The sequence below is a fragment of the Streptomyces sp. NPDC060000 genome (assembly GCF_042737375.1).
In the GTDB taxonomy this organism is placed as follows: Bacteria; Actinomycetota; Actinomycetes; order Streptomycetales; family Streptomycetaceae; genus Streptomyces.
The window spans coordinates 17,760-42,508 of sequence record NZ_JBHWUU010000024.1 but is presented as its reverse complement, the minus strand read 5'-3'; the positions used below and the strand labels follow the sequence as shown (position 1 = coordinate 42,508).

24 protein-coding genes are annotated in these 24,749 nt (G+C 71.4%); 13 read left to right on the top strand and 11 right to left on the bottom strand.

Going from position 1 to position 24,749, the window contains the following annotated elements; genetic code table 11:
* Nucleotides 1-6 precede the first annotated feature (6 nt).
* Nucleotides 7-693 (bottom strand): response regulator transcription factor, encoded by a 687-nt coding sequence (locus ACFWBB_RS15190; RefSeq protein ID WP_385271217.1) that lies wholly within the window; start codon nucleotides 691-693, stop codon nucleotides 7-9.
* A 313-nt stretch (nucleotides 694-1,006) separates the two neighbouring features.
* Between ACFWBB_RS15190 and ACFWBB_RS15185 the strand changes: the two genes are divergently transcribed.
* The 8 genes from ACFWBB_RS15185 (at nucleotide 1,007) to ACFWBB_RS15150 (ending at nucleotide 7,582) form a co-directional block, all read left to right on the top strand.
* On the top strand, nucleotides 1,007-1,783 hold the full coding sequence (locus ACFWBB_RS15185; RefSeq protein ID WP_385271214.1) for an amino acid ABC transporter ATP-binding protein: 777 nt from the start codon (nucleotides 1,007-1,009) through the stop codon (nucleotides 1,781-1,783).
* 89 nt (nucleotides 1,784-1,872) lie between these two features.
* Nucleotides 1,873-2,736: a glutamate ABC transporter substrate-binding protein gene (locus ACFWBB_RS15180; protein WP_385271211.1), complete on the top strand. Its 864-nt coding sequence runs from the start codon at nucleotides 1,873-1,875 to the stop codon at nucleotides 2,734-2,736.
* A 111-nt stretch (nucleotides 2,737-2,847) separates the two neighbouring features.
* Nucleotides 2,848-3,513, top strand: coding sequence for an amino acid ABC transporter permease (locus tag ACFWBB_RS15175; RefSeq protein ID WP_385271208.1), 666 nt, complete (start codon nucleotides 2,848-2,850; stop codon nucleotides 3,511-3,513).
* On the top strand, nucleotides 3,510-4,412 hold the full coding sequence (locus ACFWBB_RS15170; protein ID WP_385271205.1) for an amino acid ABC transporter permease: 903 nt from the start codon (nucleotides 3,510-3,512) through the stop codon (nucleotides 4,410-4,412). The genes ACFWBB_RS15175 and ACFWBB_RS15170 overlap by 4 nt, the downstream gene beginning before the upstream one ends.
* Before the next feature lie 175 nt (nucleotides 4,413-4,587).
* Entirely contained in the window at nucleotides 4,588-6,207 is a 1,620-nt protein-coding gene (locus ACFWBB_RS15165; protein ID WP_385271328.1) for an FAD-dependent monooxygenase, read from the top strand.
* Between the two features lie 208 nt (nucleotides 6,208-6,415).
* Nucleotides 6,416-6,529 carry a putative leader peptide gene (locus tag ACFWBB_RS15160; protein ID WP_373428926.1) on the top strand — a complete coding sequence of 38 codons (114 nt, stop codon included), beginning with the start codon at nucleotides 6,416-6,418 and terminating at the stop codon, nucleotides 6,527-6,529.
* Between the two features lie 100 nt (nucleotides 6,530-6,629).
* Complete coding sequence (locus ACFWBB_RS15155; protein ID WP_385271201.1) at nucleotides 6,630-7,157, top strand: cysteine dioxygenase; 528 nt, start codon at nucleotides 6,630-6,632, stop codon at nucleotides 7,155-7,157.
* The gene (locus ACFWBB_RS15150; protein WP_385271198.1) at nucleotides 7,154-7,582 is read left to right on the top strand and encodes a rhodanese-like domain-containing protein; all 429 of its coding nucleotides are present in this window, start codon (nucleotides 7,154-7,156) and stop codon (nucleotides 7,580-7,582) included. The genes ACFWBB_RS15155 and ACFWBB_RS15150 overlap by 4 nt, the downstream gene beginning before the upstream one ends.
* A 376-nt stretch (nucleotides 7,583-7,958) precedes the next feature.
* Here ACFWBB_RS15150 and recX read toward each other — a convergent pair whose 3' ends face one another.
* Entirely contained in the window at nucleotides 7,959-8,750 is a 792-nt protein-coding gene (recX, locus tag ACFWBB_RS15145; RefSeq protein WP_385271195.1) for a recombination regulator RecX, read from the bottom strand.
* A gap of 2 nt (nucleotides 8,751-8,752) precedes the next feature.
* Nucleotides 8,753-9,883: a recombinase RecA gene (gene recA / locus ACFWBB_RS15140; RefSeq protein WP_385271192.1), complete on the bottom strand. Its 1,131-nt coding sequence runs from the start codon at nucleotides 9,881-9,883 to the stop codon at nucleotides 8,753-8,755.
* Nucleotides 9,884-10,239: 356 nt separating this feature from the next.
* Here recA and ACFWBB_RS15135 point away from each other — a divergent pair, with 356 nt between their 5' ends.
* A complete protein-coding gene (locus ACFWBB_RS15135; protein WP_385271189.1) occupies nucleotides 10,240-11,100 on the top strand; it encodes a hypothetical protein in 861 nt (286 codons plus the stop codon).
* Between the two features lie 13 nt (nucleotides 11,101-11,113).
* On the opposite strand, the gene ACFWBB_RS15130 is transcribed toward ACFWBB_RS15135, so the two are convergent.
* Both ACFWBB_RS15130 and ACFWBB_RS15125 read right to left on the bottom strand, forming a co-directional pair.
* Complete coding sequence (locus ACFWBB_RS15130) at nucleotides 11,114-12,373, bottom strand: AI-2E family transporter (RefSeq protein WP_385271187.1); 1,260 nt, start codon at nucleotides 12,371-12,373, stop codon at nucleotides 11,114-11,116.
* A 60-nt stretch (nucleotides 12,374-12,433) separates the two neighbouring features.
* Nucleotides 12,434-12,628 (bottom strand): DUF3046 domain-containing protein, encoded by a 195-nt coding sequence (locus tag ACFWBB_RS15125; RefSeq protein WP_385271184.1) that lies wholly within the window; start codon nucleotides 12,626-12,628, stop codon nucleotides 12,434-12,436.
* A gap of 79 nt (nucleotides 12,629-12,707) precedes the next feature.
* On the opposite strand from ACFWBB_RS15125, the gene ACFWBB_RS15120 reads away from it, so the two are divergent.
* Entirely contained in the window at nucleotides 12,708-13,652 is a 945-nt protein-coding gene (locus ACFWBB_RS15120) for a hypothetical protein (protein WP_385271181.1), read from the top strand.
* A 42-nt stretch (nucleotides 13,653-13,694) separates the two neighbouring features.
* On the opposite strand, the gene ACFWBB_RS15115 is transcribed toward ACFWBB_RS15120, so the two are convergent.
* The 3 genes from ACFWBB_RS15115 to ACFWBB_RS15105 are packed head-to-tail and all read right to left on the bottom strand — an operon-like array spanning nucleotide 13,695 to nucleotide 15,627.
* Nucleotides 13,695-14,003, bottom strand: a complete 309-nt coding sequence (locus ACFWBB_RS15115) for an AzlD domain-containing protein (RefSeq protein WP_385271178.1) — start codon at nucleotides 14,001-14,003, stop codon at nucleotides 13,695-13,697.
* Complete coding sequence (locus ACFWBB_RS15110) at nucleotides 14,000-14,761, bottom strand: AzlC family ABC transporter permease (protein ID WP_385271175.1); 762 nt, start codon at nucleotides 14,759-14,761, stop codon at nucleotides 14,000-14,002. The genes ACFWBB_RS15115 and ACFWBB_RS15110 overlap by 4 nt, the downstream gene beginning before the upstream one ends.
* The gene (locus ACFWBB_RS15105; protein ID WP_385271172.1) at nucleotides 14,662-15,627 is read right to left on the bottom strand and encodes an AraC family transcriptional regulator; all 966 of its coding nucleotides are present in this window, start codon (nucleotides 15,625-15,627) and stop codon (nucleotides 14,662-14,664) included. The genes ACFWBB_RS15110 and ACFWBB_RS15105 overlap by 100 nt, the downstream gene beginning before the upstream one ends.
* A gap of 189 nt (nucleotides 15,628-15,816) precedes the next feature.
* Between ACFWBB_RS15105 and ACFWBB_RS15100 the strand changes: the two genes are divergently transcribed.
* The 3 genes from ACFWBB_RS15100 (at nucleotide 15,817) to ACFWBB_RS15090 (ending at nucleotide 22,552) form a co-directional block, all read left to right on the top strand.
* Nucleotides 15,817-20,793 carry an ATP-dependent helicase gene (locus ACFWBB_RS15100; protein WP_385271169.1) on the top strand — a complete coding sequence of 1,659 codons (4,977 nt, stop codon included), beginning with the start codon at nucleotides 15,817-15,819 and terminating at the stop codon, nucleotides 20,791-20,793.
* Between the two features lie 44 nt (nucleotides 20,794-20,837).
* Nucleotides 20,838-21,680 (top strand): Fpg/Nei family DNA glycosylase, encoded by an 843-nt coding sequence (locus tag ACFWBB_RS15095; protein ID WP_385271166.1) that lies wholly within the window; start codon nucleotides 20,838-20,840, stop codon nucleotides 21,678-21,680.
* A 107-nt stretch (nucleotides 21,681-21,787) separates the two neighbouring features.
* Complete coding sequence (locus ACFWBB_RS15090) at nucleotides 21,788-22,552, top strand: SDR family NAD(P)-dependent oxidoreductase (RefSeq protein WP_385271163.1); 765 nt, start codon at nucleotides 21,788-21,790, stop codon at nucleotides 22,550-22,552.
* Nucleotides 22,553-23,161: 609 nt separating this feature from the next.
* On the opposite strand, the gene ACFWBB_RS15085 is transcribed toward ACFWBB_RS15090, so the two are convergent.
* The 3 genes from ACFWBB_RS15085 to ACFWBB_RS15075 form a co-directional block, all read right to left on the bottom strand.
* Complete coding sequence (locus tag ACFWBB_RS15085; RefSeq protein WP_385271160.1) at nucleotides 23,162-23,482, bottom strand: hypothetical protein; 321 nt, start codon at nucleotides 23,480-23,482, stop codon at nucleotides 23,162-23,164.
* A gap of 187 nt (nucleotides 23,483-23,669) precedes the next feature.
* A complete protein-coding gene (locus ACFWBB_RS15080; protein ID WP_385271157.1) occupies nucleotides 23,670-24,140 on the bottom strand; it encodes a Dps family protein in 471 nt (156 codons plus the stop codon).
* A gap of 226 nt (nucleotides 24,141-24,366) precedes the next feature.
* Nucleotides 24,367-24,747 carry a helix-turn-helix domain-containing protein gene (locus ACFWBB_RS15075; protein ID WP_385271154.1) on the bottom strand — a complete coding sequence of 127 codons (381 nt, stop codon included), beginning with the start codon at nucleotides 24,745-24,747 and terminating at the stop codon, nucleotides 24,367-24,369.
* Nucleotides 24,748-24,749: the final 2 nt, after the last annotated feature.

The following is a 24,749-nucleotide window of genomic DNA, read 5'->3' as shown; positions in this document are numbered from 1 at the left end:
TCCCCGCTACGCGGCCGGGGCGACGAGCCGGTAACCCACGCCGCGTACGGTCTCGATCAGCGCGGGCATGCGCAGCTTGGCGCGCAGCGAGGCCACGTGCACCTCCAGGGTCCGGCCGGTCCCCTCCCAGCTGGTGCGCCACACCTCGCTGATGATCTGTTCCCGGCGGAAGACCACACCGGGGCGCTGGGCCAGCAGCGCCAGGAGGTCGAACTCCTTGCGGGTGAGTTGGACGACCGAACCGTCCACCGTGACCCGCCGGGTGGGCAGTTCGATGTGCACGGAGCCCAGGCTCAGCGCGTTCTCCCCGTCCGCGGCCGGGTCCTCGTGGACGGTGCGGCGGCTGACGGCGTGGATGCGGGCGAGCAGCTCCCCCGTGTCGTACGGCTTCACCACGTAGTCGTCGGCCCCCAGGTTGAGGCCGTGGATGCGGGAGCGCACGTCGGAACGGGCCGTCACCATGATCACCGGTGTCGCGGTGCGCTTGCGGATCTTGCCGCAGACCTCGTACCCGTCCTGGTCGGGAAGGCCCAGGTCGAGCAGCACGACGCCGAAGCCGGGGCCCTCCGGAACGAGCGCCTGGAGCGCCTCCTCGCCGCTGCGCGCGTGCGTGACGTCGAAACCGTGCCGCTTCAGCACCGCGGACAGGGCGGCGGCTACATGGTTGTCGTCCTCGACGAGCAGCAGTCTCATGCCGGCCTCCTCCGGTTCATCGTGCATACGGTCTGACTCACTACAACGGGCGTTCGGTTCTGCGTCGGCGAGAACGCGGCACACGCGTGTGTGCATCATGGCAGTCACGCTGATGGACGAGGACGCCGTCAAGCGGGTTCCGGTTGCTCCCGGCTTCCGTTATCCGCCCAATACGCCCGCAGGTCGCAAGTGCTACGACACGTGTCCGATTGCTATCGGATCGTGATGCTCAGATTCCCCTCAGATGTAATGACGCTGGTCGCGGCTGGTCACTACTGTCCTCCGAAACCGAGGAGGACGGAGCCCGAGAGCGATGACCGAAGTATCGGTGACCAAGGAAGACGCGGTCGCGAGCGGTGAACTGGTCGCCCTGAAGAGCGTCAACAAGCACTTTGGCGCATTGCACGTTCTCCAGGACATCGACCTCACGATCGACCGCGGCGAGGTCGTCGTGGTCATCGGACCCTCCGGGTCCGGTAAGTCGACGCTGTGCCGCACCATCAACCGCCTGGAGACGATCGACGAGGGCACGATCACGATCGACGGAAAGCCGCTGCCCCAGGAGGGCAAGGCGCTGGCCCGGCTGCGCGCCGACGTCGGCATGGTCTTCCAGTCGTTCAACCTGTTCGCCCACAAGACCGTGCTCGAGAACGTGGTGCTCGGCCAGGTCAAGGTCCGCAAGGCCGACAAGAAGAAGGCCGAGGAGAAGGCCCGCGCCCTCCTGGACCGGGTCGGGGTGGGAACCCAGGCCGACAAGTACCCCGCACAGCTCTCGGGCGGTCAGCAGCAGCGCGTGGCCATCGCGCGGGCGCTGGCGATGGACCCGAAGGTCATGCTCTTCGACGAGCCGACCTCGGCTCTGGACCCCGAGATGATCAACGAGGTCCTCGAAGTCATGCAGCAGCTGGCCCGGGACGGCATGACCATGATCGTCGTCACCCATGAGATGGGTTTCGCACGATCGGCTGCAAACCGCGTGGTGTTCATGGCGGACGGGCGAATCGTCGAAGAGGCTGCGCCCGACCAGTTCTTCAGCAATCCGCGCAGCGACCGTGCCAAGGACTTCCTGTCGAAGATCCTGCACCACTGACCTGCTTATCGGCCTGCAGCACTGACCTGCAGCACTGACGGAACCCGCACCGCACGCACTACTTCATCACTCTTCTAAGGAAGTTCCTCATGAAGCTTCGCAAGGTCACCGCCGCCTCCGCCGCAGTCCTCGTCCTCGCCCTGACCGCCACCGCCTGCGGTGGCGACGACAACAAGGACAGCACCGGCAGCAGCAGCGCCAGCGGCGGCAGCGGCGGAAAGATCAAGGTCGGCATCAAGTTCGACCAGCCCGGCCTCGGTCTGAAGAAGCCCGACGGGTCCTTCGCCGGCTTCGACGTGGACGTCGCCAAGTACGTCGCCAAGCAGCTCGGCTACGAGCCGGACCAGATCGAGTTCGTCGAGACCAAGAGCGCCGACCGCGAGAACGCCCTCTCGCGCGGAGACGTCAAGTTCATCACGGCCACTTATTCGATCAACGACGAGCGCAAGAAGAAGGTCGACTTCGCCGGCCCGTACCTGCTGGCCCACCAGGACCTGCTGATCAAGTCGGACTCGGACATCTCCAAGGGCACGGACCTCAACGGCAAGAAGCTGTGTTCCGTGGTCGGCTCGACCTCGGCGCAGAACGTCAAGAAGACGATCGCCCCGGACGCGCAGCTCAAGCAGGTGAGCTCCTACTCGGAGTGCATCGCCGGCCTCCAGAGCGGCGCCGTGGACGCGGTGACCACCGACGACTCGATCCTCGCCGGCTTCGCCTCCCAGGACCAGTACAAGGGCAAGTTCAAGCTCGCCGGCCTGAAGCTCAGCAACGAGAACTACGGCGTCGGCGTCAAGAAGGGCGACACCGCGACCGTCGACAAGATCAACAAGGCGCTGGAGCAGATGGTCAGCGACGGCTCGTGGGACAAGGCGGTCAAGGACAACTTCGGCCCGGCGAACTACAAGAACGAGCAGGCCCCGAAGATCGGCGTCATCGTCCCGAACGCCTCGTAACCACGGCTCAGCCACAGCGGGTTACTTGCGGTGCGCCGCCGTCCGTCGCGATCACGGCGGCGGCGCGCCCCGCCCTCCTCATACGCCACCCACCCGGAAGCGCGGGAGATCGTGTTCGACTTTCTTGATGGTTACGACGTCCTAGGGGCGTTCTGGATGACGGTGAAACTCACCGCCCTCTCCGCCGTGGGCTCCCTGATCTGGGGCACCCTGCTGGCCGGGATGCGAGTGAGCCCGGTTCCGCTGATGCGCGGGTTCGGCACCGTCTACGTCAACGTCGTCCGGAACATCCCCCTGACGGTCATCATCCTCTTCAGCTCGCTCGGTCTCGCCGACATCTTCGGTATGACCATGGGGAGCGACGACTTCGACGTCCAGGGCTTCCGGCTGGCCGTGCTCAGCCTGGTTGCCTACACCGCGGCCTTCGTGTGCGAGGCGATCCGCTCAGGTATCAACACGGTGCCCATGGGACAGGCGGAGGCGGCCCGGGCCATCGGGCTGAGTTTCACCCAGACCCTGACGCTCATCGTGCTGCCGCAGGCCTTCCGTTCGGTCATCGGGCCGCTGGCCAACGTCCTGATCGCACTGACCAAGAACACCACCGTGGCGGCCGCCATCGGCGTCGCCGAGGCCGCCTACCTGATGAAGACGATGATCGAGAACGAGGCGCAGACGCTGCTCATCGGCGCGGTCTTCGCGTTCGGGTTCGTGGTACTGACCCTGCCGACCGGCCTCATCCTGGGCTGGCTCAGCAAGCGACTGGCGGTGAAGCGATGAGCTCGGTCCTGTACGACACTCCCGGCCCCCGCGCGAAGCGGCGAAACGTTCTCTTCTCGGTGGTCTTCTTCGTCCTGCTCGCCCTGTTCGTGTGGTGGGTGTGGCAGAAGATGGACGAGAAGGACCAGCTGACGTCCGCCCTGTGGAAGCCGTTCACCGAGTCCGAGGCCTGGACGACGTACCTGCTCCCCGGCCTCGCCAACACGCTGAAGGCCGCGGCGCTCGCCATGGTGATCGCCCTCCCGCTCGGCGCGCTCTTCGGGATCTCACGGCTGTCCGACCACCGCTGGGTGCGGGGTGCGGCCGGCACCGTGGTCGAGTTCTTCCGCGCCATCCCGGTGCTCCTGCTGATGCTGTTCGCCAACGAGTTCTACGCCCGCTCGACGGACGTCACGAGCGAGGACCGGCCGCTCTACGCGGTCGTCACCGGCCTGGTGCTCTACAACGCGGCCGTGCTCGCCGAGGTCGTCCGGGCCGGCATCCTCTCCCTGCCCAAGGGACAGACGGAGGCCGCGTACGCCATCGGCCTGCGCAAGGGCCAGACGATGAGCAGCATCCTGCTTCCGCAGGCGGTCACGGCGATGCTCCCGGCGATCGTCAGCCAGCTCGTGGTCATCGTCAAGGACACCGCGCTCGGCGGTGTGATGATCGGCTTCACCGAGCTGCTCAACTCGCGCGGCACGCTCGCGGCCAACTACGCCAATGTGATCCCGAGCTTCATCGTCGTCGCGATCATGTTCATCGTGCTGAACTTCATCCTGACCAGCTTCGCCAGCTGGCTGGAGCGCCGACTGCGGCGCAGCAAGCGCAGCACGGGCGCGGTGCTCGGCGTGGACAAGGTCGACGATCTGAACGCGGCCGAGGTCGGCGGCGGCTTCGGGAGCGGCGCGTCGGCCTGACGCCCACTCAAGTGAGGTGACCTGTACGGAGGCAGTGGCCAGCGCGCCGCTGCCTCCGTCGCTTGACGCAATCAGCGTCAGTGGGTTGCATACGTTCTGTGATCGTGCACCCTGCTCCTACCTCTTGTTCACTTACGTCCCTGAGGACACCGTCGCGGGCAGGGGGCGGCACGCCATGGACCCGGTGATCATCGTCGGAGCCGGGCCCGTGGGGCTCACTCTCGCCCTTGCGCTGGCGCGCCAGCAGGTGCCGTGCGTGGTTCTCGACGAGGGCCCTGGCAAGGACGAACCACGGCTCGCGCGCACCGTCGTCCTGCGTGCGGACACCACCGCGCTCATCGAGCGGCTCACCGGGGCGTCCCTCGACGAGGCCGGGGTCCACTGGGCCGGATGGCGGTCGATGCGGCGCAAGCAGGTGACGCGCGAGGTCAGATTCGACGACGCGACAGACCCCGCTCCGCTGCACGTCGCCCAGCATGTGCTGACGGGGATCCTGCGCGCCGCCCTCGCGGGACAACGGCTGGTGAAGATCGCCGTGGACAGCCGCCTGGACACCATCGAGCAGGAACCCTCCGGCGTCACCGCCCACACGCGCGGCCCCCGGGGCACCTGGTGGCGCGGCAGCCACCTGGTCGGCTGCGACGGCCCCCGCTCCACGGTCCGCAAGCTCCTCGACATCCGCTTCCCCGGCCGTACGGCGGTGGAACGACACGCCGTGGCCGCACTGCGCACGGAACTTCCGTGGGCCGACGAGGCGTTGCTCCATCGGACGCCGCCGTGGCGGGCATCGGGTCCCTCCGCCGGGGAGGTCACCGGACGCCCACTGCCGGACGGTGTCTGGCGCCTCGACTGGCTGCTGCCCGGCAAGGACCTCGTCACGCCCGAACTGCTCGTGGGGCGCATCCGCGAGACCCTGGCGGGCTGGAGCGGCGGCTCCACGCCTCCGTACGAACTGCTCGACACCGGCGTCCACACCGTGCACCACCGGCTGGCCCGCCGCTGGCGCGTGGGGCGGGTCTTCGTCGCCGGGGACGCCGCCCACCTGCTCGGCGCGTTCGGCACCCAGGGTCTCGACGAGGGTCTGCGGGATGCCGACAACCTGGCCTGGAAGCTGGCCCTGGCCTGGCACCACGGGTCGCACGAAGGGCTGCTCGACAGCTACCAGGCGGAGCGGCGCGCGGCCGTGGCCGCCCGGCTGCGCGCCGCCGACCAGGCGCTGCCGGTGCTGCGCGGCGGCGCCGGCATAAGGGCGTACGTCCCCGGCACGGCTCGCGGCCACGACGTGCTGCTCACCGACGGCCACCTGGGCCGCGGCCCGCTGGGCGCGCCGGGCGCCTACGACGGTTCACCGCTCACGCCCCGGCACCTGGAGGCGGAGGTGCCGGTGGACACACCGCCCGGCGCGCCGGTCGAGGACGTGCGCGTGACGGCGGAGGACGGCTCGTTCGTACGGCTGCGGGACCGGCTGGGGCGCGGCGCCCTGCTCGTCCTGCTGATCGCGCCGGGCACGGGCGTGTGGGAGCGCAGGCACTGGGTGAGCGCCGGGATCATGCCCCGGCTCGCCGCCGCCGTGACGGCCCTGCCGAGCCCGGCCGAACTGCTGGTGGCCGAGAGCTACCCGGGCGCGGCCGCCCACACCGTTCTGCTGATCCGGCCCGACGGCCATCTGGTCACCGCACTCAACGGAGTACGCGCGGCCGACCTGTACGCGGCGGCCGAGGCGACGGTGGGCGGGCCGGCGGAGGCACGGGAGTCGTCCGGAGCGGAGGCCACGGCGGGCTCCGCGGCCAAGTGACGGTGCGGCACCCCACCCGGCCTCCGCCCGCACGACAACCTCAGGGCAACCTCACGGCGGCCGGAGGACAACCGGCTGATCAGCCGGTCGCCAGTCGGTCGACAGTCGGACGGCGACCGGACGGCGACGGGCCGGTCACCGGCCCGTGGACGGACAACCGCACTGGCTGTGACTGTGCGGTCCACATGGTGACAGTGAGTTGACCGGGGTGCACCGGCATGGTGTACTCCGGATCGTGACCGACACCGATGTGCGCCTGTGGCGGAGGGTCCATATGGACCTCGTCCGCTATGCGGGCTGCGTGTGTCGCCCGTCCTGCTGAATTCGCACCCCCCCTTTTTCCCACCGGCGCGCGCCGCCGACGCCACATCTGCCTCGTGCGCGGCCGCGCTCTCCCCGCGAATGTTCTCAGGACGGTTTCCGTGTCTGTCTCCCCCTCCGCGCCCACCGCCGTCGCCGCGCCCACGCAGGCGGAGCTCCTCGACTTCGTCCGGCGTACGGCCGCCGACGCCGAGCTGATCGCTTCTCTCCCCCTCGACCCGGAGGGCCGCACCTGGGTGCGCCTGGAGGGCCCCGGCGGCAGCGAGGCCTGGCTGATCGGCTGGCCCCCCGGCACCGGGACCGGCTGGCACGACCACGCCGACTCGGTCGGCGCCTTCCTGACCGCGCAGGGCGAGCTGAAGGAGTACTCGCTCGCCGCGCGGCTGCCCACCGACGGCTGGAAGACCCTCGAGCTGACGGACGGCGTGGACCGGGAGCGCACGCTGCAGGCCGGCCGGGGTCGCTCCTTCGGACGCCACCACGTCCACGAGGTCCTCAACGAGTCCACCGAGGAGCACGCCGTGTCCGTGCACGCCTACTACCCCCCGCTGCCGCGCATCCGGCGCTACAGCCGCACGGGACACGTCCTGCGGCTGGAGCAGGTCGAGCGTCCGGCGGACTGGCAGTGAGCGGTCCGAGCGCCCCTCACGAGGGCCTGCCGAACGGTGATCGGCCGACGGGCGTGGACGACCTGCTCGAGCGGGTGCGTACGGGGTACACGCGCGTGGAGCCACGAGAGGCGTACGAGGCCGCACGCGCGGGTGAGGCGCTGCTGGTCGACATCCGGTACGCGGCCCTGCGGGAGCGGGACGGTCTGATCCCCGGTGCCCTGGTCGTCGAGCGCAATGAGCTGGAGTGGCGCCTCGACCCCCAGGGCAGTCACCGCCTCCCCGAAGCCACGAGCCATGACGTGCGGGTGGTCGTGATCTGCAACGAGGGCTATGCGTCGAGCCTGGCCGCCGCGTCCCTGCACCAGCTGGGGCTGCACCGGAGCACCGACCTCGTCGGCGGTTTCCAGGCCTGGAAGGCGGCGGGGCTCCCGGTGACGTCGTAGCCGGACTGTCTGCCCGCCCGGCTCAGCCCACTGGCGATCCAGTTCCTTGGTGATCCAGTCCGTCAGCGGTCCGGTCCCTCGGCGGTCCAGGCCCCCGGCGGGAGGTACAGCGGGGCTGTGTCCGCGTTGGCCCTGGTGACCAGGGGCCGCCCGACCGGCCATACCGATGCTGAACGCGGTCAGGACCGACAGGGCGACAGCACTGCCGAGGGCGACGGTGAGCCGAGCGCGACGGTGAAAAGCAGGACCGGCAAGGCATCGGTACGCGGTGCACAGCCGCCTGTGCACAGATGCTTGTGCACTGCGGTGATCCGGCGTCCTCAGCGGGGGGTTGTCCCCACCCGAGATGGATGCGAGGAGGGCGGAGAAACCTCGTTCAGAACTCCTGGTCCTCCAGGAACTCCGTGTTCTCGCCCTCCTCCTCCAGCGCCTGCCGGACCACTCGCAGGGCCATGCCCTCGGGGTAGCCCTTGCGCGCGAGCATGCCGGCGAGGCGGCGCAGCCGTTTGTCGCGGTCGAGGCCGCGGGTCGCGCGCAGCTTGCGGGCGACGAGTTCTCGCGCCGTCTCCTCTTCCTGCTCGGAGTCGAGCTGGGAGACGGCCTCGCCGATCAGCGCCGGGTCGACCCCCTTGGTCCGCAGTTCCTGGGCGAGCGCGCGCCGGGCGAGTCCCCGGCCGTGGTGGCGGGACTCCACCCAGGCGTCCGCGAAGGCACCGTCGTTGATCAGCCCGACCTCCTCGAACCGCGAGAGCACCTCCTCCGCCACGTCGTCCGGGATCTCTCTCTTACGCAGGGCGTCGGCGAGTTGCTTCCGGGTCCGCGGGGTCCCGGTGAGCAGGCGCAGGCAGATCGCCCGTGCCCGCTCAGCCGGGTCCCCTGAAGGCTCCCCCTGCTCGGCCCTGGACGAGGAAGGGGTGCCTCCGTCCTCGGCGGACGGTTCTCCGAAGCCGCGCCGACGGCGCCCACGCCCGCCACGTGAACCTCCTTCGGTGCCGCGCCGAGCACGGCCGCCACGGGGCCGGCCGTCGCCGTCCGTCCCCTCACTCCGGTACGAGCCGCTCTCCGCCCGGTCGTCACCGACCTGGGCGGGGCCGCCGTCGGCCCCGCCCCCCGCCTCTCGGGGGGTCTCGGGGGAGACGTACTCGGCCCAGTCCGTTCGTCGCGTCACGGTCAGCTCTTGGCAGCCGCGGCCTTGGTCTTGGCGGTCTTGGCTGCGGGAGCCGGAACCGCCTTGGTGGCGTCGTCCGCGGGCGTGCCGGCGGCCACCGCGGCGACCGTGCTCGGCTCGGCGGCGGGCTCCTCCGGACGCACGCCGACGCCCAGCTTCTCCTTGATCTTCCTCTCGATCTCGTTGGCGAGGTCGGGGTTGTCCTTCAGGAAGTTACGGGCGTTCTCCTTGCCCTGTCCCAGCTGGTCGCCCTCGTACGTGTACCAGGCACCGGCCTTGCGGACGAAGCCGTTCTCCACGCCCATGTCGATCAGACCGCCCTCGCGGCTGATGCCCTGCCCGTAGAGGATGTCGAACTCGGCCTGCTTGAAGGGCGGCGCGACCTTGTTCTTGACGACCTTGACGCGGGTGCGGTTGCCGACTGCGTCCGTGCCGTCCTTCAGGGTCTCGATGCGACGGATGTCGAGTCGCACCGAGGCGTAGAACTTCAGCGCCCGGCCACCGGTCGTGGTCTCCGGAGAGCCGAACATCACACCGATCTTCTCGCGGAGCTGGTTGATGAAGATCGCGGTGGTCTTGGACTGGTTGAGCGCGCTGGTGATCTTCCGCAGCGCCTGGCTCATCAGCCGGGCCTGAAGACCGACGTGGCTGTCGCCCATCTCGCCCTCGATCTCCGCGCGCGGGACGAGCGCGGCGACGGAGTCGATGACGATGAGGTCGAGGGCTCCGGAGCGGACCAGCATGTCCACGATCTCGAGGGCCTGCTCGCCGTTGTCGGGCTGCGAGAGGATCAGGTTGTCGATGTCGACGCCGAGCTTCTTCGCGTACTCGGGGTCGAGGGCGTGCTCCGCGTCCACGAAGGCGACCTGGCCGCCGGCCTTCTGCGCGTTCGCCACGGCGTGCAGCGTCAGCGTGGTCTTACCGGAGGACTCCGGGCCGTACACCTCCACCACGCGGCCACGCGGCAGACCGCCGACCCCGAGGGCGACGTCGAGTGCGGTCGACCCGGTGGGGATGACCTCGATGGGCTCGTTCGGCCGCTCGCCGAGACGCATCACGGCGCCCTTGCCGAACTGCCGTTCAATCTGTGCGAGTGCGGCATCCAATGCCTTCTCGCGGTCGGTTCCTGCCATGGGTTCCACCCGGTTTGCTTGAGTCGATCGCTTCACGTCAAAGACGCTAACGCCTGCCACTGACAATGCGCCCCGACGCCGGTCCGGCCTGTGGATAACTAGGGCGCTTCTCCGTCCAAACCGGGACGGAACGCCCGACCAGAGTCTTACCGGTGCCTCCATAAGAATAGATGTTCGATTTTCGTGTCAAGCGCACCACGCGGCACTTCCGAGGCTACGTTCACGTGCCGGCAACGCCCCGGATGCAACCCTCGGGCGGGCCCTCCCGCCCGTGCTCCCGACTGCTCCCGCGGGCGTACGGCGGGTGTCTCCGGCGGGACGACGACGGCCTGCGGCGCAGCCGGGACGCTCGGCTCATGAACGAGCAGACGACCGGACCGGCCCGCGGCGAAGCGGTGCCGAGGCATCCGACACCGCTCCGGCAACCCCTGCGCATCCTCGACAGCCAGTACCGCCCGCCCCGTCTTTTCCGTCTTCCCCGCCTGCCCCGTCCATACCGCCTCTACGAGGCGACGGCGCTCCTGCTGATCCTCTCCGGTCTCGTCCACCTGGCGGTGTTCGCCGTCGGCGGCGGTCCGTGGAACGGGCCCGTCTCCTGGCGCAAGCCGGTGACCTTCGGGCTCTCCTTCGGGGTGACGCTCCTCGCGGTCGTCCAGGTCACTTCGTATGCGCGGGTCCGACCACGGCTGCGCACCGCGCTGCTCGGGGTGTTCGCCGCCGACTGCGTCGTGGAGGTCGGGGGCATCACCCTTCAGGCGTGGCGGGGAGTGCCCTCGCACCTGAACATGGAGACCTCCTTCGACACGGCCGTGTCCATGACACTCACGGTCGGCGGCGTGGTCCTCATGGTGCTGCTCACCGTGTTCGCCATGGCGTCCTTCCGGCACCCGCCGACGGGCCCGGCCGGGATGGCCCTCGCGGTCCGCTCCGGTTTCGCGATCCTGCTCGTCGGGCTCGCCTCGGGTGCGGCGATGATCGCGCGCGGTGTCGTGCTCACCCGCACCGGGCACCAGGACGCGGCCTACCACTCCACTGCCTCGCTCAAGCCCCTGCACGGGGTGAGCCTGCACGCCGTCCTGGTACTGCCTGCCCTGGCCTGGCTGCTGTCCCGCACCCGCTGGAGCGAGACCGTGCGGTGGCGGATCGTGGCCGCGGCCGTGGGTTGTTACGCGGCCTCGGTCGCCACCACCGCGGTATGGGCGGTCCTCAGGTACTGACTCCCGCTCGCCGTCAGTCGGACCCCTCCCGCGACCCGCTCCGCCGGTCCCGAACCCGCCCCCACAGACGCCTCGCGCTCGCGAGCGGTCCCGGCCCGTCGCCCCGCCCCCGGTGTCCGTGGACACGGGGGTCGTCCGTGACGTCGTAACGCTTCACGTAGGCGCCCAGGAACGCCTGCAGCGTCGCGACCGCCGGGATGGAGATCAGTGCGCCGACGGCGCCGAGCAGGGCAGTGCCCGCGATGACGGAGCCGAAGGCGACGGCGGGGTGGATGTCGACGGTCTTCGAGGTCAGCTTGGGCTGAATCATGTAGTTCTCGAACTGCTGGTAGACCACGACGAAGATGAGCACCCACAGTGCGTACAGGGGCGAGACCGTGAAGGCGATCAGCATGGGCAGGGCGCCCGCGAGATAGGTACCGATGGTGGGGATGAACTGGGAGACCACCCCCACCCAGACGGCGAGCACGGGCGCGTACGGGATGCCGAGAGCCTGGAGCAGTACGTAGTGGGCGACGCCGGAGATCAACGCCATCAGTCCGCGCGAGTAAAGGTAGCCGCCGGTCTTGTCGACGGCGATCTCCCACGCCCGCAGTACCTCGGTCTGCCTGGCGGGCGGCAGGACGGAGCACAGCGCGCGGCGCAGGCGCGGTCCGTCGGCGGCGAAGTAGAACGAGAACAGGGCGATGGTGAGCAGTTGGAAGAGGCCGCCGAGGACCTGCGTGGAGACGTCCAGAACTCCCGCGGCGCTGTTCTGGGCGTACTTCTTCAGCCAGGCGGAGTGGAGCAGGCCCTCCTGGATGTCCACACGCCTGAGGTTGGTGTGGAAGGTCGTGTTGACCCAGTTGATCACGGAGTCGAGGTACTCCGGGAAGCCCTCGATCATCTTGATGATCTGACCCGCGAGCATCGAGCCGAGCAGCGTGAAGAAGCCGGCGACCACGATCAGCAGGCCGAAGAAGACCAGGAAGGTGGCGAGCCCCCTGCGCATCCCACGGGCGGCCATCCGGCTGACCGCCGGCTCTGCGGCGAGGGCCAGGAAGAACGCGATCAGGATGTTGATCAGCAGGTTGATGAGCTGGTGGAAGGCCCAGGTGCCCAGTTGGAACGCACCGATGAGAGCGAGCGCGAGCACCATGGCGCGCGGAAGCCAGCGCGGCATCCGTGCGCCCTGCTCGGCGCCGCCGTCGGCCGGAGGCGGCCCGGTGGGCGGCTTCGCGCCGGGCGGGGGTGTGTGCCGGACGGCCTGCCCGGTCTCGTCAGTGGGTTCCACGAGCCAAGTCTCGCCTACGGCACCGACAGCCGGACAACCGCCTGCGATCTTCGTGACGGATCAGCGCATCTCCTGGGGAACGTTCATCACCGCGCACACCACGCGCCACACGTCCTTGGCCTCCCAGCCGTCCGCCAGCGCCTCGTGCACCGTGCGTCCGCCGAGTTCCGCCATCACGTGATCGCGCGCGAATGTCTCGGCATGCCCCGTGCCGAAGTGCTCGTCCATTCGCTGCCAGAAGACCGTCAACCGCATGACACCAGTATCCCGCGCGCGGGGGTGCCCCTCGCCGGGACCGCCTGCCGAGACCGCTTTCCGCCCTACGGTCTGACGCATGGCCGAAACCGGAGCATCCCCACTCCCCCCGACGCCCCCGGCGCACTCCCCGCTCTTCCGCGCCGAGCACTTCGTCTGGCTCACCGCGCGCGTGCTGGAGCAGCGCATCTTCGCGCACGACTTCCTGCACGGCGCCGCCGACCCCGTCGAGACCGCCCTCGACGCCTACCTCAACGAGGACGGTGGATACGGCCATGCGCTGGAACCCGATCTGCGCGGGCCCGTGAGCCAGCCCCTGCACACCGTGCGCGCACTGCGTGTCCTGGACTCGATCGGGCGGCTCGGCGGGCGGCGCGTGGAGCGGGTGTGCCGCTACCTGACCTCGGTCTCCACCGGCGACGGCGCGCTGCCCGCGATCCATCCCAGCCAGCGCGGGTACCCGGCGGCCCCCTTCATCCCGATCGTGGACGACCCGCCCAGCGAACTGCTGTCCACCGGGCCGGTGGTGGGCCTTCTGCACCGCAACGACGTGTGGCACGCCTGGCTGTTCAGGGCCACGGACTTCTGCTGGCAGGCGGTGGACTCCCTCGAGCGGTCCCATCCGTACGAGATCGAGGCGGCCGTGGACTTCCTGGACTCCGCCGCCGACCGCCCGCGAGCGGAGGCGGCCGCCGACCGGCTGGGCCGCCTGGTGCGCGCGCACCGGCTCGCCGCGCTGGATCCGGACGACCTGGACGCGTACTCGGTCGCACCCGGCTACGCCCCCGGTGAGCACCACTTCCCGTACGACTTCGCGCGTACACCGCACTCCCTCGCGCGGGCATGGTTCACCGACGACGAGATGGCCAGTTCCCTGGATCACCTCGCCGACGATCAGCAACAGGACGGCGGCTGGCCCGTCCGATGGCGTCGCTGGGCGCCCGGCACCGCCCTGGAGGCACGCCCCATGGTGACGATCGAGGCCCTGCGCACCCTCAGGGCCTACGGCCGCGCCATCGGCTGATCGGCCACCGGCGCCGCAACCCGCGCCCGCCCTCCTGCACCGTCACCCACCCATGGCCCGCACCCCCGCCGTGACCATCACGGCGGCGGCGACGACCAGCAGGAAGGGCGCGCGCATCAGGAGGGCGACGAGGGCCGCGGCGAGTCCCGCGGCCCTCGCGTCCAGCACGAGCGCCCGGCCGTCCGCGAAGGTCTGCTGAGCGGTGAGGGCGGCGAGCAGGGCGACGGGGAGCAGGGCCGCGAACCGCCTGACCAGTGGCCGCTCGAGAAGACCGGCGGGTACGAGCAGTCCCGCGAGCTTGACGAGATAGCAGCCGGCAGCGGTCGCGCCGATCGCGATCCAGGTGTTCAACGCTGCTCCTCCTCCATGTCGACCCGACCGGCGCGTCCGGTCTGCCCGGCCCGGCGCCGGCCCTCGAGGTACAGGACGACCGGCGCGGCGAGCGCGGCGGTCAGCACGGGCACCCCGGCGGGCAGCACGGGCAGCAGACCGAGCCCCAGGAGCACCGCGAGCCCGGCGACGGCCCGCTCGGCGGTGGTCCTCAGCATGGGCGCGAGCAGCGCCAGGAAGACGGCGGGCCCGGCCGCGTCGAGCCCCCACGCGTCCGTGTCCCCGATCGCCTCGGCACCCAGGGCGCCCACCAGCGTGGTGAGGTTCCACAACACGTACAGAGTCAGCCCGGTGACGGCGAAGCCGATGCGCGCGGCGCGCCGCCCGGGCTGGGCGAGCGAGACCGCCGCCGTCTCGTCGATCACCCACTGGGCGGCGAACGGGCGCACCGCGCGCGGGAGCGCCAGCGACTGTGACAGACGCAGACCGTAGAAGGCGTTGCGCACGCCGAGGAAGAAGGCGCCCGCGGCGGCCGTCAGCGGATTACCACCCGCCGCCAGCGCCCCGACCAGCGCGAACTGGGACGCGCCGGTGAAGACGAGGAGACTGAGCGCGCAGGTCTGCCACACCGAGAGTCCACCGCCCGCCGAGGTCACCCCGAAGGCGAACCCGGAGAGCCCTACGGCGATCCCGACCCCGAGGGCGTCCCGTACGACGGCGGCGTCCGGCCGTCCCCCGCCGCCGGGCCGGATGTCTGTGAGAGCTTTCTGTTCTGCCACGCCCACGACGGTAGGAGCAGCCCCCCGGGCGAGTCTTGTACGTTCTTGCGCTCCCGCTGGTACGCGCCCGGAGGGACCCCGACGATCCTGGCGAAGTGGCGGTTGAGGTGTGGCTGGTCGGTGAACCCCACCGCGACGGCCGCCTCCGCGGGGGCAATCCCCGCGTCCAGCAGGCGCCGTGCCCGCCGCACCCGGGCATCCGTCAGCCAGGCGTGGGGCGGCAGCCCGTACACATCCCGGAAGGCCCGCAGCAGGGCGAACGAACTCGTCCCCAGATCCCCGGCCAGTTGTTCCAGCGTCGGCGGATCGGCCAGCCGTTCCTCCAGCACAGCACGCGCGCGTGCCGCGACCCGTTGCCCGGCCGACCGCACCTCCCGCTGCGGCAGCGGTCCACCGTTGAGCCGCAGCAGCCGCGTCACGGCCACCCGCAGCAGCGTGTCGGCGGCCAGCGCGTTGCCCTCCTCGGCGGCTCGGAGCACCTGATGCACCAGTGCGACGGCGTACGGATCGTCCAGCACGGGATCGGCGAACCCCGGGGTACCGCGAAGGGTCGTCGTCTCGGCCGCGATCCCGGCCACGACGTCGGGCGACGGATACACGGCTCCGTAGCGCCACCCCTGCGGCACCCCGGCCCGCCCGGTGTGCGGGGTGTCCGGGTTGATCAGCGCGAGCGTTCCCGCGCCCGCGTACTGATCGGCCCCCCGATGGTGGAAGACCTCCACGCCCTCGGCGATGCCGGCGATCACGAAATGTTCGTGGGTGTGCCGTACGAAGGTCTTGCGGACATACCGGGCTCGCAGCAGATCGACGCCGGGCAGCTCGGCATACCGCCAGTGCCGCGCCAGTTCGCCCGAGACCGAATTCACCACCTCTCCATTCTCCGCGACGCGCCGCCGCGCCCCGCCCCAGGCCCGCTTCCCACGCCGTTACCGTCGCCCCCCAACCCCCCACGCCACCGCACGACCGACGCCGACGGTGCCGACAGCACCGAGCGGGGGGGTGCCACATCACCGCAGGTCAGAGCAATTGTCAGTGGCCGGGTGCAGGATGGACGCATGGTCAGCTCCGCACACCGAGCCCTCGACGGCTTCTCCCCCGCGACCCGCGGCTGGTTCACGGGGGCCTTCTCCGCGCCCACCGCGGCCCAGGCGGGCGCGTGGCAGGCCATCGGGGAGGGCTCGGACGTGCTGGTGGTGGCCCCGACCGGATCAGGGAAGACGCTGGCCGCCTTCCTCGCCGCCCTGGACCAGCTCGCCTCGACACCCCCACCCGCCGACCCGAAGAAGCGCTGCCGAGTCCTCTACGTCTCGCCCCTCAAGGCCCTCGCGGTCGACGTGGAGCGCAACCTGCGCAGCCCCCTGACCGGCATCCGCCAGGAGTCCGTGCGTCTCGGCCGGCCCGAGCCGGAGGTCAAGGTCGGCATCCGCTCCGGCGACACCCCGCCCGCCGAGCGCCGCGCGCTGTCCACGCGCCCCCCGGACATCCTGATCACGACGCCCGAGTCCCTGTTCCTGATGCTGACGTCAGCCACGCGCGACGCGCTGACGGGCATCGAGACGGTGATCCTGGACGAGGTGCACGCGGTGGCGGGCACCAAGCGCGGCGCGCACCTGGCGCTCTCCCTGGAGCGGCTGGACGAGCTACTGCCGAAACCGGCCCGCCGTATCGGCCTCTCGGCCACGGTCCGCCCGGTCGACGAGGTGGCGCGTTACCTCTCCCCCCACCGCAAGGTGGAGATCGTCCAGCCGAAGTCCGGCAAGGAGTTCGACCTCTCGGTCGTCGTCCCCGTCGAGGATCTGGGCGAGCTGGGCGGCTCCCCGGTCGCCGAGGGCTCCGCGGGTGCGGAGCGTCCGTCGATCTGGCCGCATGTCGAGGAGCGGATCGCCGACCTCGTCCAGGCCCACCGCTCCACCATCGTGTTCGCCAACTCCCGCCGACTCGCCGAACGCCTGTGCAACCGGCTCAACGAGATCGCCTACGAGCGGGCCACCGGCGAGACTCTGGACGAGCACCACTCACCCGCTGAGCTCATGGGCGGCTCGGGCGCGGCCCAGGGCGCCCCGCACGTCATCGCGCGCGCCCACCACGGCTCGGTCTCGAAGGAACAGCGCGCGCTCGTGGAGGAGGACCTCAAGGCCGGCCGGCTACCCGCCGTCGTGGCGACCTCAAGCCTCGAGCTCGGCATCGACATGGGCGCGGTCGATCTCGTCATCCAGGTCGAGTCCCCGCCCTCGGTGGCCTCGGGCCTCCAGCGCGTCGGCCGCGCGGGGCACCAGGTGGGCGCTGTGTCCACCGGCGTGGTCTTCCCGAAGTACCGCGGTGACCTCGTCCAGGCCGCGGTGGTCACCGAGCGGATGCGCACGGGCTCGATCGAGTCCCTGAAGGTCCCCGCCAACCCCTTGGACGTCCTGGCGCAGCAGCTCGTCGCCATGACCGCGCTCGACACCTGGCAGGTCGACGACCTGCTGACCACGGTCCGCCGTGCCGCCCCGTTCGCGTCACTCCCGGAGTCGGCGTTCACCGCGGTACTGGACATGCTGGCCGGCCGCTACCCGTCCGACGCGTTCGCCGAGCTGCGCCCGCGCGTGGTGTGGGACCGCGTCGCCGGCACGGTCACCGGCCGTCCCGGCGCCCAGCGCCTGGCCGTCACCTCCGGGGGCACGATCCCCGACCGGGGCCTGTTCGGCGTCTTCCTGGCGGGTGCCGACCCCAAGAAGGGCGGCGGCCGCGTCGGCGAGCTCGACGAGGAGATGGTCTACGAGTCCCGCGTGGGCGACGTCTTCACGCTCGGCACCAGCTCCTGGCGCATCGAGGACATCACACGCGACCGCGTCCTGGTCTCCCCCGCTCCGGGCGTCCCGGGCCGCCTGCCCTTCTGGAAGGGGGACCAGCTGGGCCGTCCGCTGGAACTCGGGCGGGCGGTGGGGGCGTTCCTGCGCGAGGTCGGCTCCCTGCCCAAGGACGACGCCCGGCTCCGGCTGCTCACCGCGGGACTGGACGCCTGGGCGGCCGACAACGTGCTCTCCTACCTGGACGAACAGCGCCAGGCCTGCGGACACATCCCCGACGACCGGACGATCGTCGTGGAGCGTTTCCGGGACGAGCTGGGCGACTGGCGGGTCGTCGTGCACTCTCCCTTCGGAGCCCAGGTCCACGCCCCCTGGGCCCTCGCCCTGGGCGCGAAACTCTCCGAGCGCTACGGCATGGACGCCCAGGTCATGCACGCCGACGACGGCATCGTCCTGCGTCTGCCGGACGCCGATCTCATGAGCCTGGACCTGCTCGACCGTGAGCCGGCGAAGGCCGGCACGGAATACGACGCCGAACAGGCGCCGGTCGGCGCGGCGGACGTCGTCTTCGACAAGGGCGAGGTCGACCAGATCGTCACCGATCAGGTCGGCGGCTCGGCCCTGTTCGCGGCCCGCTTCCGCGAGTGCGCCGCCCGCGCGCTGCTGCTGCCGCGCCGCAGCCCCGGCAAGCGCACCCCGCTGTGGCAGCAGCGCCAGCGCGCCGCCCAACTGCTCCAGGTGGCGAGTGAGTTCGGCTCGTTCCCGATCGTCCTGGAAGCGGTCCGCGAGTGCCTCCAGGACGTTTTCGACGTTCCCGGTCTCGTGGAGCTGATGGGCGACCTGGAGGCCCGCAAGGTGCGCTTGGTCGAGGTGACGACCCCGGAGCCGTCCCCCTTCGCACGCTCCCTCCTCTTCGGCTACGTCGCCCAGTTCCTCTACGAGGGCGACTCCCCGCTCGCCGAGCGCCGCGCCGCCGCCCTCTCGCTCGACTCCCGCCTGCTGGCCGAGCTGCTCGGCCAGGCGGAACTGCGCGAACTGCTCGACGCCGAGGTCCTCACGGAACTGGAACAGGAACTCCAGTGGCTCACCGAGGACCGCCGGGTGAAGGACCCCGAAGGTGTGGCCGACCTCCTGCGCCTCCTCGGTCCGCTCAGCGACACCGAGCTGGCCGAACGCGGCGCCGAACCGCAGTGGGCGCGGGAGCTGGGCGCCGCACGCCGTGCCATCCGGGTCCGCATCGCCGGCGCCGAGCACTGGTCGGCGGTCGAGGACGCGGGCCGCCTGCGCGACGCGCTGGGCACCGCGCTGCCGGTAGGAGTACCGGAAGCCTTCACGGAGCCGGTCAAGGATCCGCTCGGCGACCTCCTCGCGCGCTACGCCCGCACCCACGGGCCGTTCACCTCCGCCGGCGCGGCCGCCCGCTTCGGCCTCGGCGTGGCGGTGACGGAGGGCGCCCTCCAGCGGCTCGCGGCCGGCGGGCGCGTCGTCCAGGGCGAGTTCCACCCGGCAGGCATCGGCCAGGAGTGGTGCGACGCGACGGTTCTTCGCAGGCTGCGCCGCCGCTCCCTGGCCGCCCTGCGGCACGAACTGGAACCGGTGCCGCCGCCCGCGCTCGCCCAGTTCCTGCCCCAGTGGCAGCACATCGGCAAGGCGCACTCCCTGCGCGGCACCGACGGACTGGTGCGCGCCCTCGAGCAGCTCCAGGGCGCGTCGGTGCCCGCCTCGGCACTGGAGAGGCTCGTCCTGCCGTCCCGCGTACGGGACTACGCCCCAGCCATGCTCGACGAACTCACCGCGGCCGGAGATGTGGTCTGGGCCGGAGCGGGCGCCCTCCCCGGCAAGGACGGCTGGATCTCCCTGTACCTCGCGGACGCGGCGCCGCTGCTCCTGCCGCCGCCCCACCCGCTGGAGCTGACGACACTTCACCAGTCGGTCCTGGACGCCCTGTCCGGGGGCTACGGCCTGTTCTTCCGCCAGATCGCCGATCAGGTCCGCGCCACCACGCACCCCGACGCCACGGACCCGCAACTCGCCGACACCGTCTGGGATCTGGCCTGGTCCGGCCGGCTCACCAACGACACGCTCGCCCCCCTGCGCGCCCTGCTGGGCTCGGGCCGCACGGCCGGCTCCACGGCCCATCGTGCCAAGCGCACGGTCCCGCGCGGCCGCTACGGCTCGCTCACAGCCGCGGCCCGGCCCGCCTCCCGCAGCGGCCCACCGACCGTCGCCGGACGCTGGTCCCTCCTGCCCGCCCACGAACCCGATCCGACGGTCCGCGCCCACGCCCTGGCCCGCACCCTGCTCGACCGGCACGGCGTGGTGACCCGGGGCGCGGTCGCCGCCGAGGGCGTCGAAGGCGGCTTCTCGGCGACGTACCGCATTCTGTCCGTCTTCGAGGAGAGCGGTCAGGCCCGTCGCGGATATGTCGTCGAAGGTCTCGGTGCGGCCCAGTTCGCCATGGACGGTGCCGTGGACCGGCTGCGCGCCGTGGCCAACGCCCGCGACCGCGGTGAGTCGCTGCCGGGCCCGCGGCAGGCGGCGGGCCCCACGGACGACTACGGCTTCTCCGACGGCTTCCCGGCCGACGACGCATGGGACGCACCGGGCCTCGACGCCCGCTCGCCCTCCCCGTTCGGCGCCCCGGCGACCCCCGCCTCGGGGGACACGTACGTGTCCCCCCTGGACTTCGCCTCCCCGGGCGCCGGCGGCCCCCGAGGGGGCAGCGGATTCCCGAACGTCTCGGGCGTCACGAAGGGCGCAGGCTTCCCGAACGGCTCGGGCTCCCCCGGCCACCGCACCACCCGAAGCGCCCCGAACCGCGACCGCTACGGGACCCCGTCCCCCACCTCCCGCGCCGTCGTCCTCGCCGCCGCCGATCCGGCGAACGCGTACGGCGCCGCGCTGGGCTGGCCCGAACCACCGACCGGCGCCGGGCACAAACCGGGCCGCAAGGCCGGTTCCCTGGTGGTGCTCGTGGACGGCGAACTCACGCTCTACATGGAACGCGGCGGCAAGACTCTGCTGGCCTGGCCCTCCACCCCCAACGGCGAGGACGCCCCCACCGACGATCCGCGCCTGCACACCGCCGCGGAGGCTCTCGCGGAGGCCGCGCGCGCGGGCTCCCTCGGCACCGTCACCGTGGAGCGCGTCAACGGCGTCTCGGCTCTCACCTCCCCCATCGGCACCCTCCTGGAAGGAGCGGGCTTCATCGCGACCCCACGCGGCCTGCGACTGCGCGCATGACCGCCACACCCCGCCCGGAGCGACTCGCATGTCACCCTTGACCCATGCCCGAAGGTGACACGGTCTGGCAGGCCGCGAGGCGTCTGCACGACGCCCTCGCCGGCAAGGTGCTGACCCGTTCGGATCTCCGGGTGCCCAAATACGCCACCGCAGACCTCACCGGCCGCACCGTCCTGGACGTCGCTTCGCGCGGCAAACACCTCCTCACCCGCGTCGAAGGCGGCCTGACGCTCCACTCCCACCTGCGCATGGACGGCTCCTGGAAGGTGTTCGCGAACGACCAGCGCTGGACCGGCGGCCCGGCACACCAGATCCGGGTGATCCTCGGCACCCATGACCGCACCGCCGTCGGTTACCGCCTCCCCGTCCTCGAGCTGTTGCGCACCGCCGACGAACAACAAGCCGTCGGCCACCTCGGTCCCGACCTGCTGGGACCCGACTGGAACCCCGAGCAGGCACTCGCCAATCTCCTCACGGACCCCACCCGCTCACTCGGCGAGGCCCTTCTCGACCAGCGCAACCTCGCCGGCATCGGCAATGTCTACAAGTGCGAGCTCTGCTTCCTTCTGGGCGCCACCCCGTGGCTCCCCGTCGGCGCGCTCCCCGCCGACCGCGCCGCCAAGCTGCCCGCCCTCGCGAAGAAGCTGCTGGAGGCCAACCGCGACCGCCCGGTCCGCAGCACGACGGGCCGCCGCGGCCAGGACCTCTTCGTCTACGGCCGCGCGCCCCGCCCCTGTCTGCGCTGCGGAACTCGGGTCCGGCTGGCCGACCAGGGCGACGGCTCGCGCGAGCGCCCGACCTACTGGTGCCCCGCCTGCCAGACCGGCCCCGCCCCGGCACCCGGCTCCCCGCCAACGCGCCGACTCCGCTCACGCACCACCCGTTGAGCGCCCGCACCACCCCACACCCGCGACCCCGTTGCGGTTCCTCCGCCCGGCATCCGCACCGGTCACCACAATTGACGGACCGTCAGGAACCCTCGTACCGTCCCTTCATGGTTGTGAAGGCGTACGACCTCACCGGACGCACCGCATTCGTCACCGGCGCCGCGAGCGGAATCGGCCGCGCCTGCGCCGTACTGCTCGCCCAGGCGGGCGCCACCGTGCACGGGGCGGACCGCGACGCGCAGGGCCTGCACGAAACGGCGACGCTGATCAAGGACCTGGGCGGCACAGCCCGCACCCACCACCTCGACGTCACGGACCGGGTCCAGGTCCGGCAGGCCGTCGAATCCTGCGAGCGGCTGGACATCATGGCCGCCGTCGCCGGGATCATGCACAGCAGCCCGGTCCTGGAGACCAGGGACGAGGATTTCGACCGGATCCTGGCCGTCAACTTCAAGGGCGTCCTCTACGCCTGCCAGGAAGCCGCCCGCCTGATGCTGGCGCGCGACACCCGCGGGAGCATCATCACCATGGCCTCGGGCGCCGTGGACACCGGTGGCCCCGGCCTGCTCTGCTACGGCGTCGCCAAGGCGGCCGTGGTGCAGTTGACGAAAACCCTCGCGACGGAGGTCGGCAGGCACGGCATCCGCGTCAACGCCGTCGCCCCGGGCTGGATCCGCACACCCATGACCGACCGCCACGACGCCGACGCGCAGGCGCACACCGAGACGCGCATGGCCCGCATGTCGCCGCTCGGTCGGGTCGGCCAGCCCGAGGACATCGCCCACGCCGTACTCCACCTGGCCTCGGACGCGTCGGCATTCACAACGGGCCAGATCCTCCGCCCGAACGGTGGCGTGGCAATGCCCTGGTGATCGACACACCCCAGCGCCACCTACGCGGACCCCACCCCACGCCCTCCCAAAACGCACTGCCGCCACCCGACCCGCTCCACCCCACGCCGACCACGCCGACCCCTGGTCGCCCTCGGCCCCGCCTCGCCCGAGCACGCCCCCGGCCGCCCCGGCCTCCACCCACGCTCCGCCCCATGCCGACTCCGACCCGACTCCCCCGGCAGCTCCGCCCGCCTCACCCACCGCCCGGCCTCCGTACCCAGCCCCCGACCCGACACCACCCCGCCCGTCCACACGCCTCACCCCTGAGCCAGAACCGCCGTCCGCACCGGGCAGCCCCTCGCAAGACCCCTCCCCATCCAGGCGCCCAGCCCCAATCGCGGTCTCACCGCTGCCCCACGCCCCAGCCGGCCCTTCAGCCCGCCGACGCCCCAGCCGCCCGCCTGCCGGAGTCAGCGGCTCCAGCACCGCCAAGTACCACCACCACCGCCGCCGCGCCGACCACCCTGAGCCCACCCTCGGACACCGACGGCCCGGCCACCGCCCACGCCCCTCGCCCACCCCGTCCACGCCCCACGGCCCTCGTCGCCCCCTCTCGCCCCTCGCCCCCTTCCCACGCCCCCAGACACTTCAGCCCGCCACGCCGCCGCCCGCAGCCCGGCCGCCCGCAGCCCCTCCGTCCCCGCCTCCGGCTCTCCCGCTCCTTCCAGCGCCCCGCCAGGCAGCCTTCCATCGCCCGTCCGCGACCGCCCCCGCCGCACGCGCCTTGGCCACGCAGTGCACCGGCAGCAGGCTCAGCCCCCACCCTCCGGCGGCTACCGCTCCCTCCAGCGCCCCGGCGTCGGGCACCACGACGAGCCTCACCACGGCCCACCACCACACGGCGCCCAGCCCCATACCGAGCCCCGCGAGCCCCAGCGCGGCCCCCTGCGCAGCTATTCGCCCCGCCATGGCCGTCACCTCCAGCCCAAGCCTCACCACGACACCCGAGTAACCCCACCCGCCTCCGGGGAGGCCGTCGCGGGACGCCCGCCCTCACCCGCCGGGCGGGGCGACGTACGGGCGGCACAGCGACGCATCACCCGCGCCGCTCCGCCGTTTCTCACGTTCTCCGCCGTTTCTCACGTTCTCCGCCGTCTCACACGTTCTCCGCCTGGAACATCCAGTGATGCTTCTCGAGATCGGCGGTGATGCCGATGAAGATGTCCTGGCTCACGGGATCCGCGTCCCCGGTGGCCGCCACCCGTTCCCGCATCCGGGTGATCACCGCGCTCAGAGCGGTGACGAGGGTCCCCACCGCGTCGGAGTCCTTGATCCAGCCCGCCGGCACCGCCCCGATGCCGCTGCCTACCGAGACCGTCGCCGCACGTCCGTCCGGCGAGACGCCCAGTGCCGAAGCACGCTCCGCCACGGTGTCCGAGTGGGCACGGGCGACGTCCACGACCTCGTCGAGCTGGAGGTGGACGGACCGGAAGCGGGGCCCGACGACATTCCAGTGGACCTGTTTGGCAACGAGCGAGAGGTCGATCAGATCGACGAGGGCGCCCTGCAACGCCTCCGAGACGGTCTTCAGATCGGCGTCGGACAGGGGACTCTTCACGACGTACATCCGTACCTCCGTTTGTTGGCCCCCGTCGTGCCCCTCCACGATGACCTCAGCACCCGGCACCGGCAAACGGACGCCAGACACGAAAAACCCCGACCGCACCCTCTCCGGGTCTTCCCGGAGAGGCCCCGGCCGGGGCCTCACACTTGCCTGTCCACGTGCCTGCGTAGCGTCACTCACACGCCCGGACGTCACACGCCCGAGCGCCGGACGCTCACGCCCGCGAACGTTACGCGGCGACCACGTCCACCGCCTCGGCGGGCGCTTTGATGGTCACCCGCTCCGGTGGCACACCGGTCACCGACACGGAACCCAGCATCGGACGAACCGACGCGGGTACAGGTCCGCCGGGGGTGGCCGCTGCAGACTGGGCCAGCTCGGCGAGAGCGAGCTCGTCGCTCACTTCCCGCATGAGCTCGGACATCCGTACGTCCAGCGCGTCGCAGATGGCGGAGAGCAGCTCGGAGGAAGCCTCCTTCTGCCCCCGCTCCACCTCGGAGAGATAGCCGAGTGAGACTCGGGCGGACGAGGAGACTTCGCGCAGAGTACGGCCCTGGCGCTGGCGCTGCCGACGCAGCACGTCACCCAGCAGGCGACGGAGCAGAATCATCG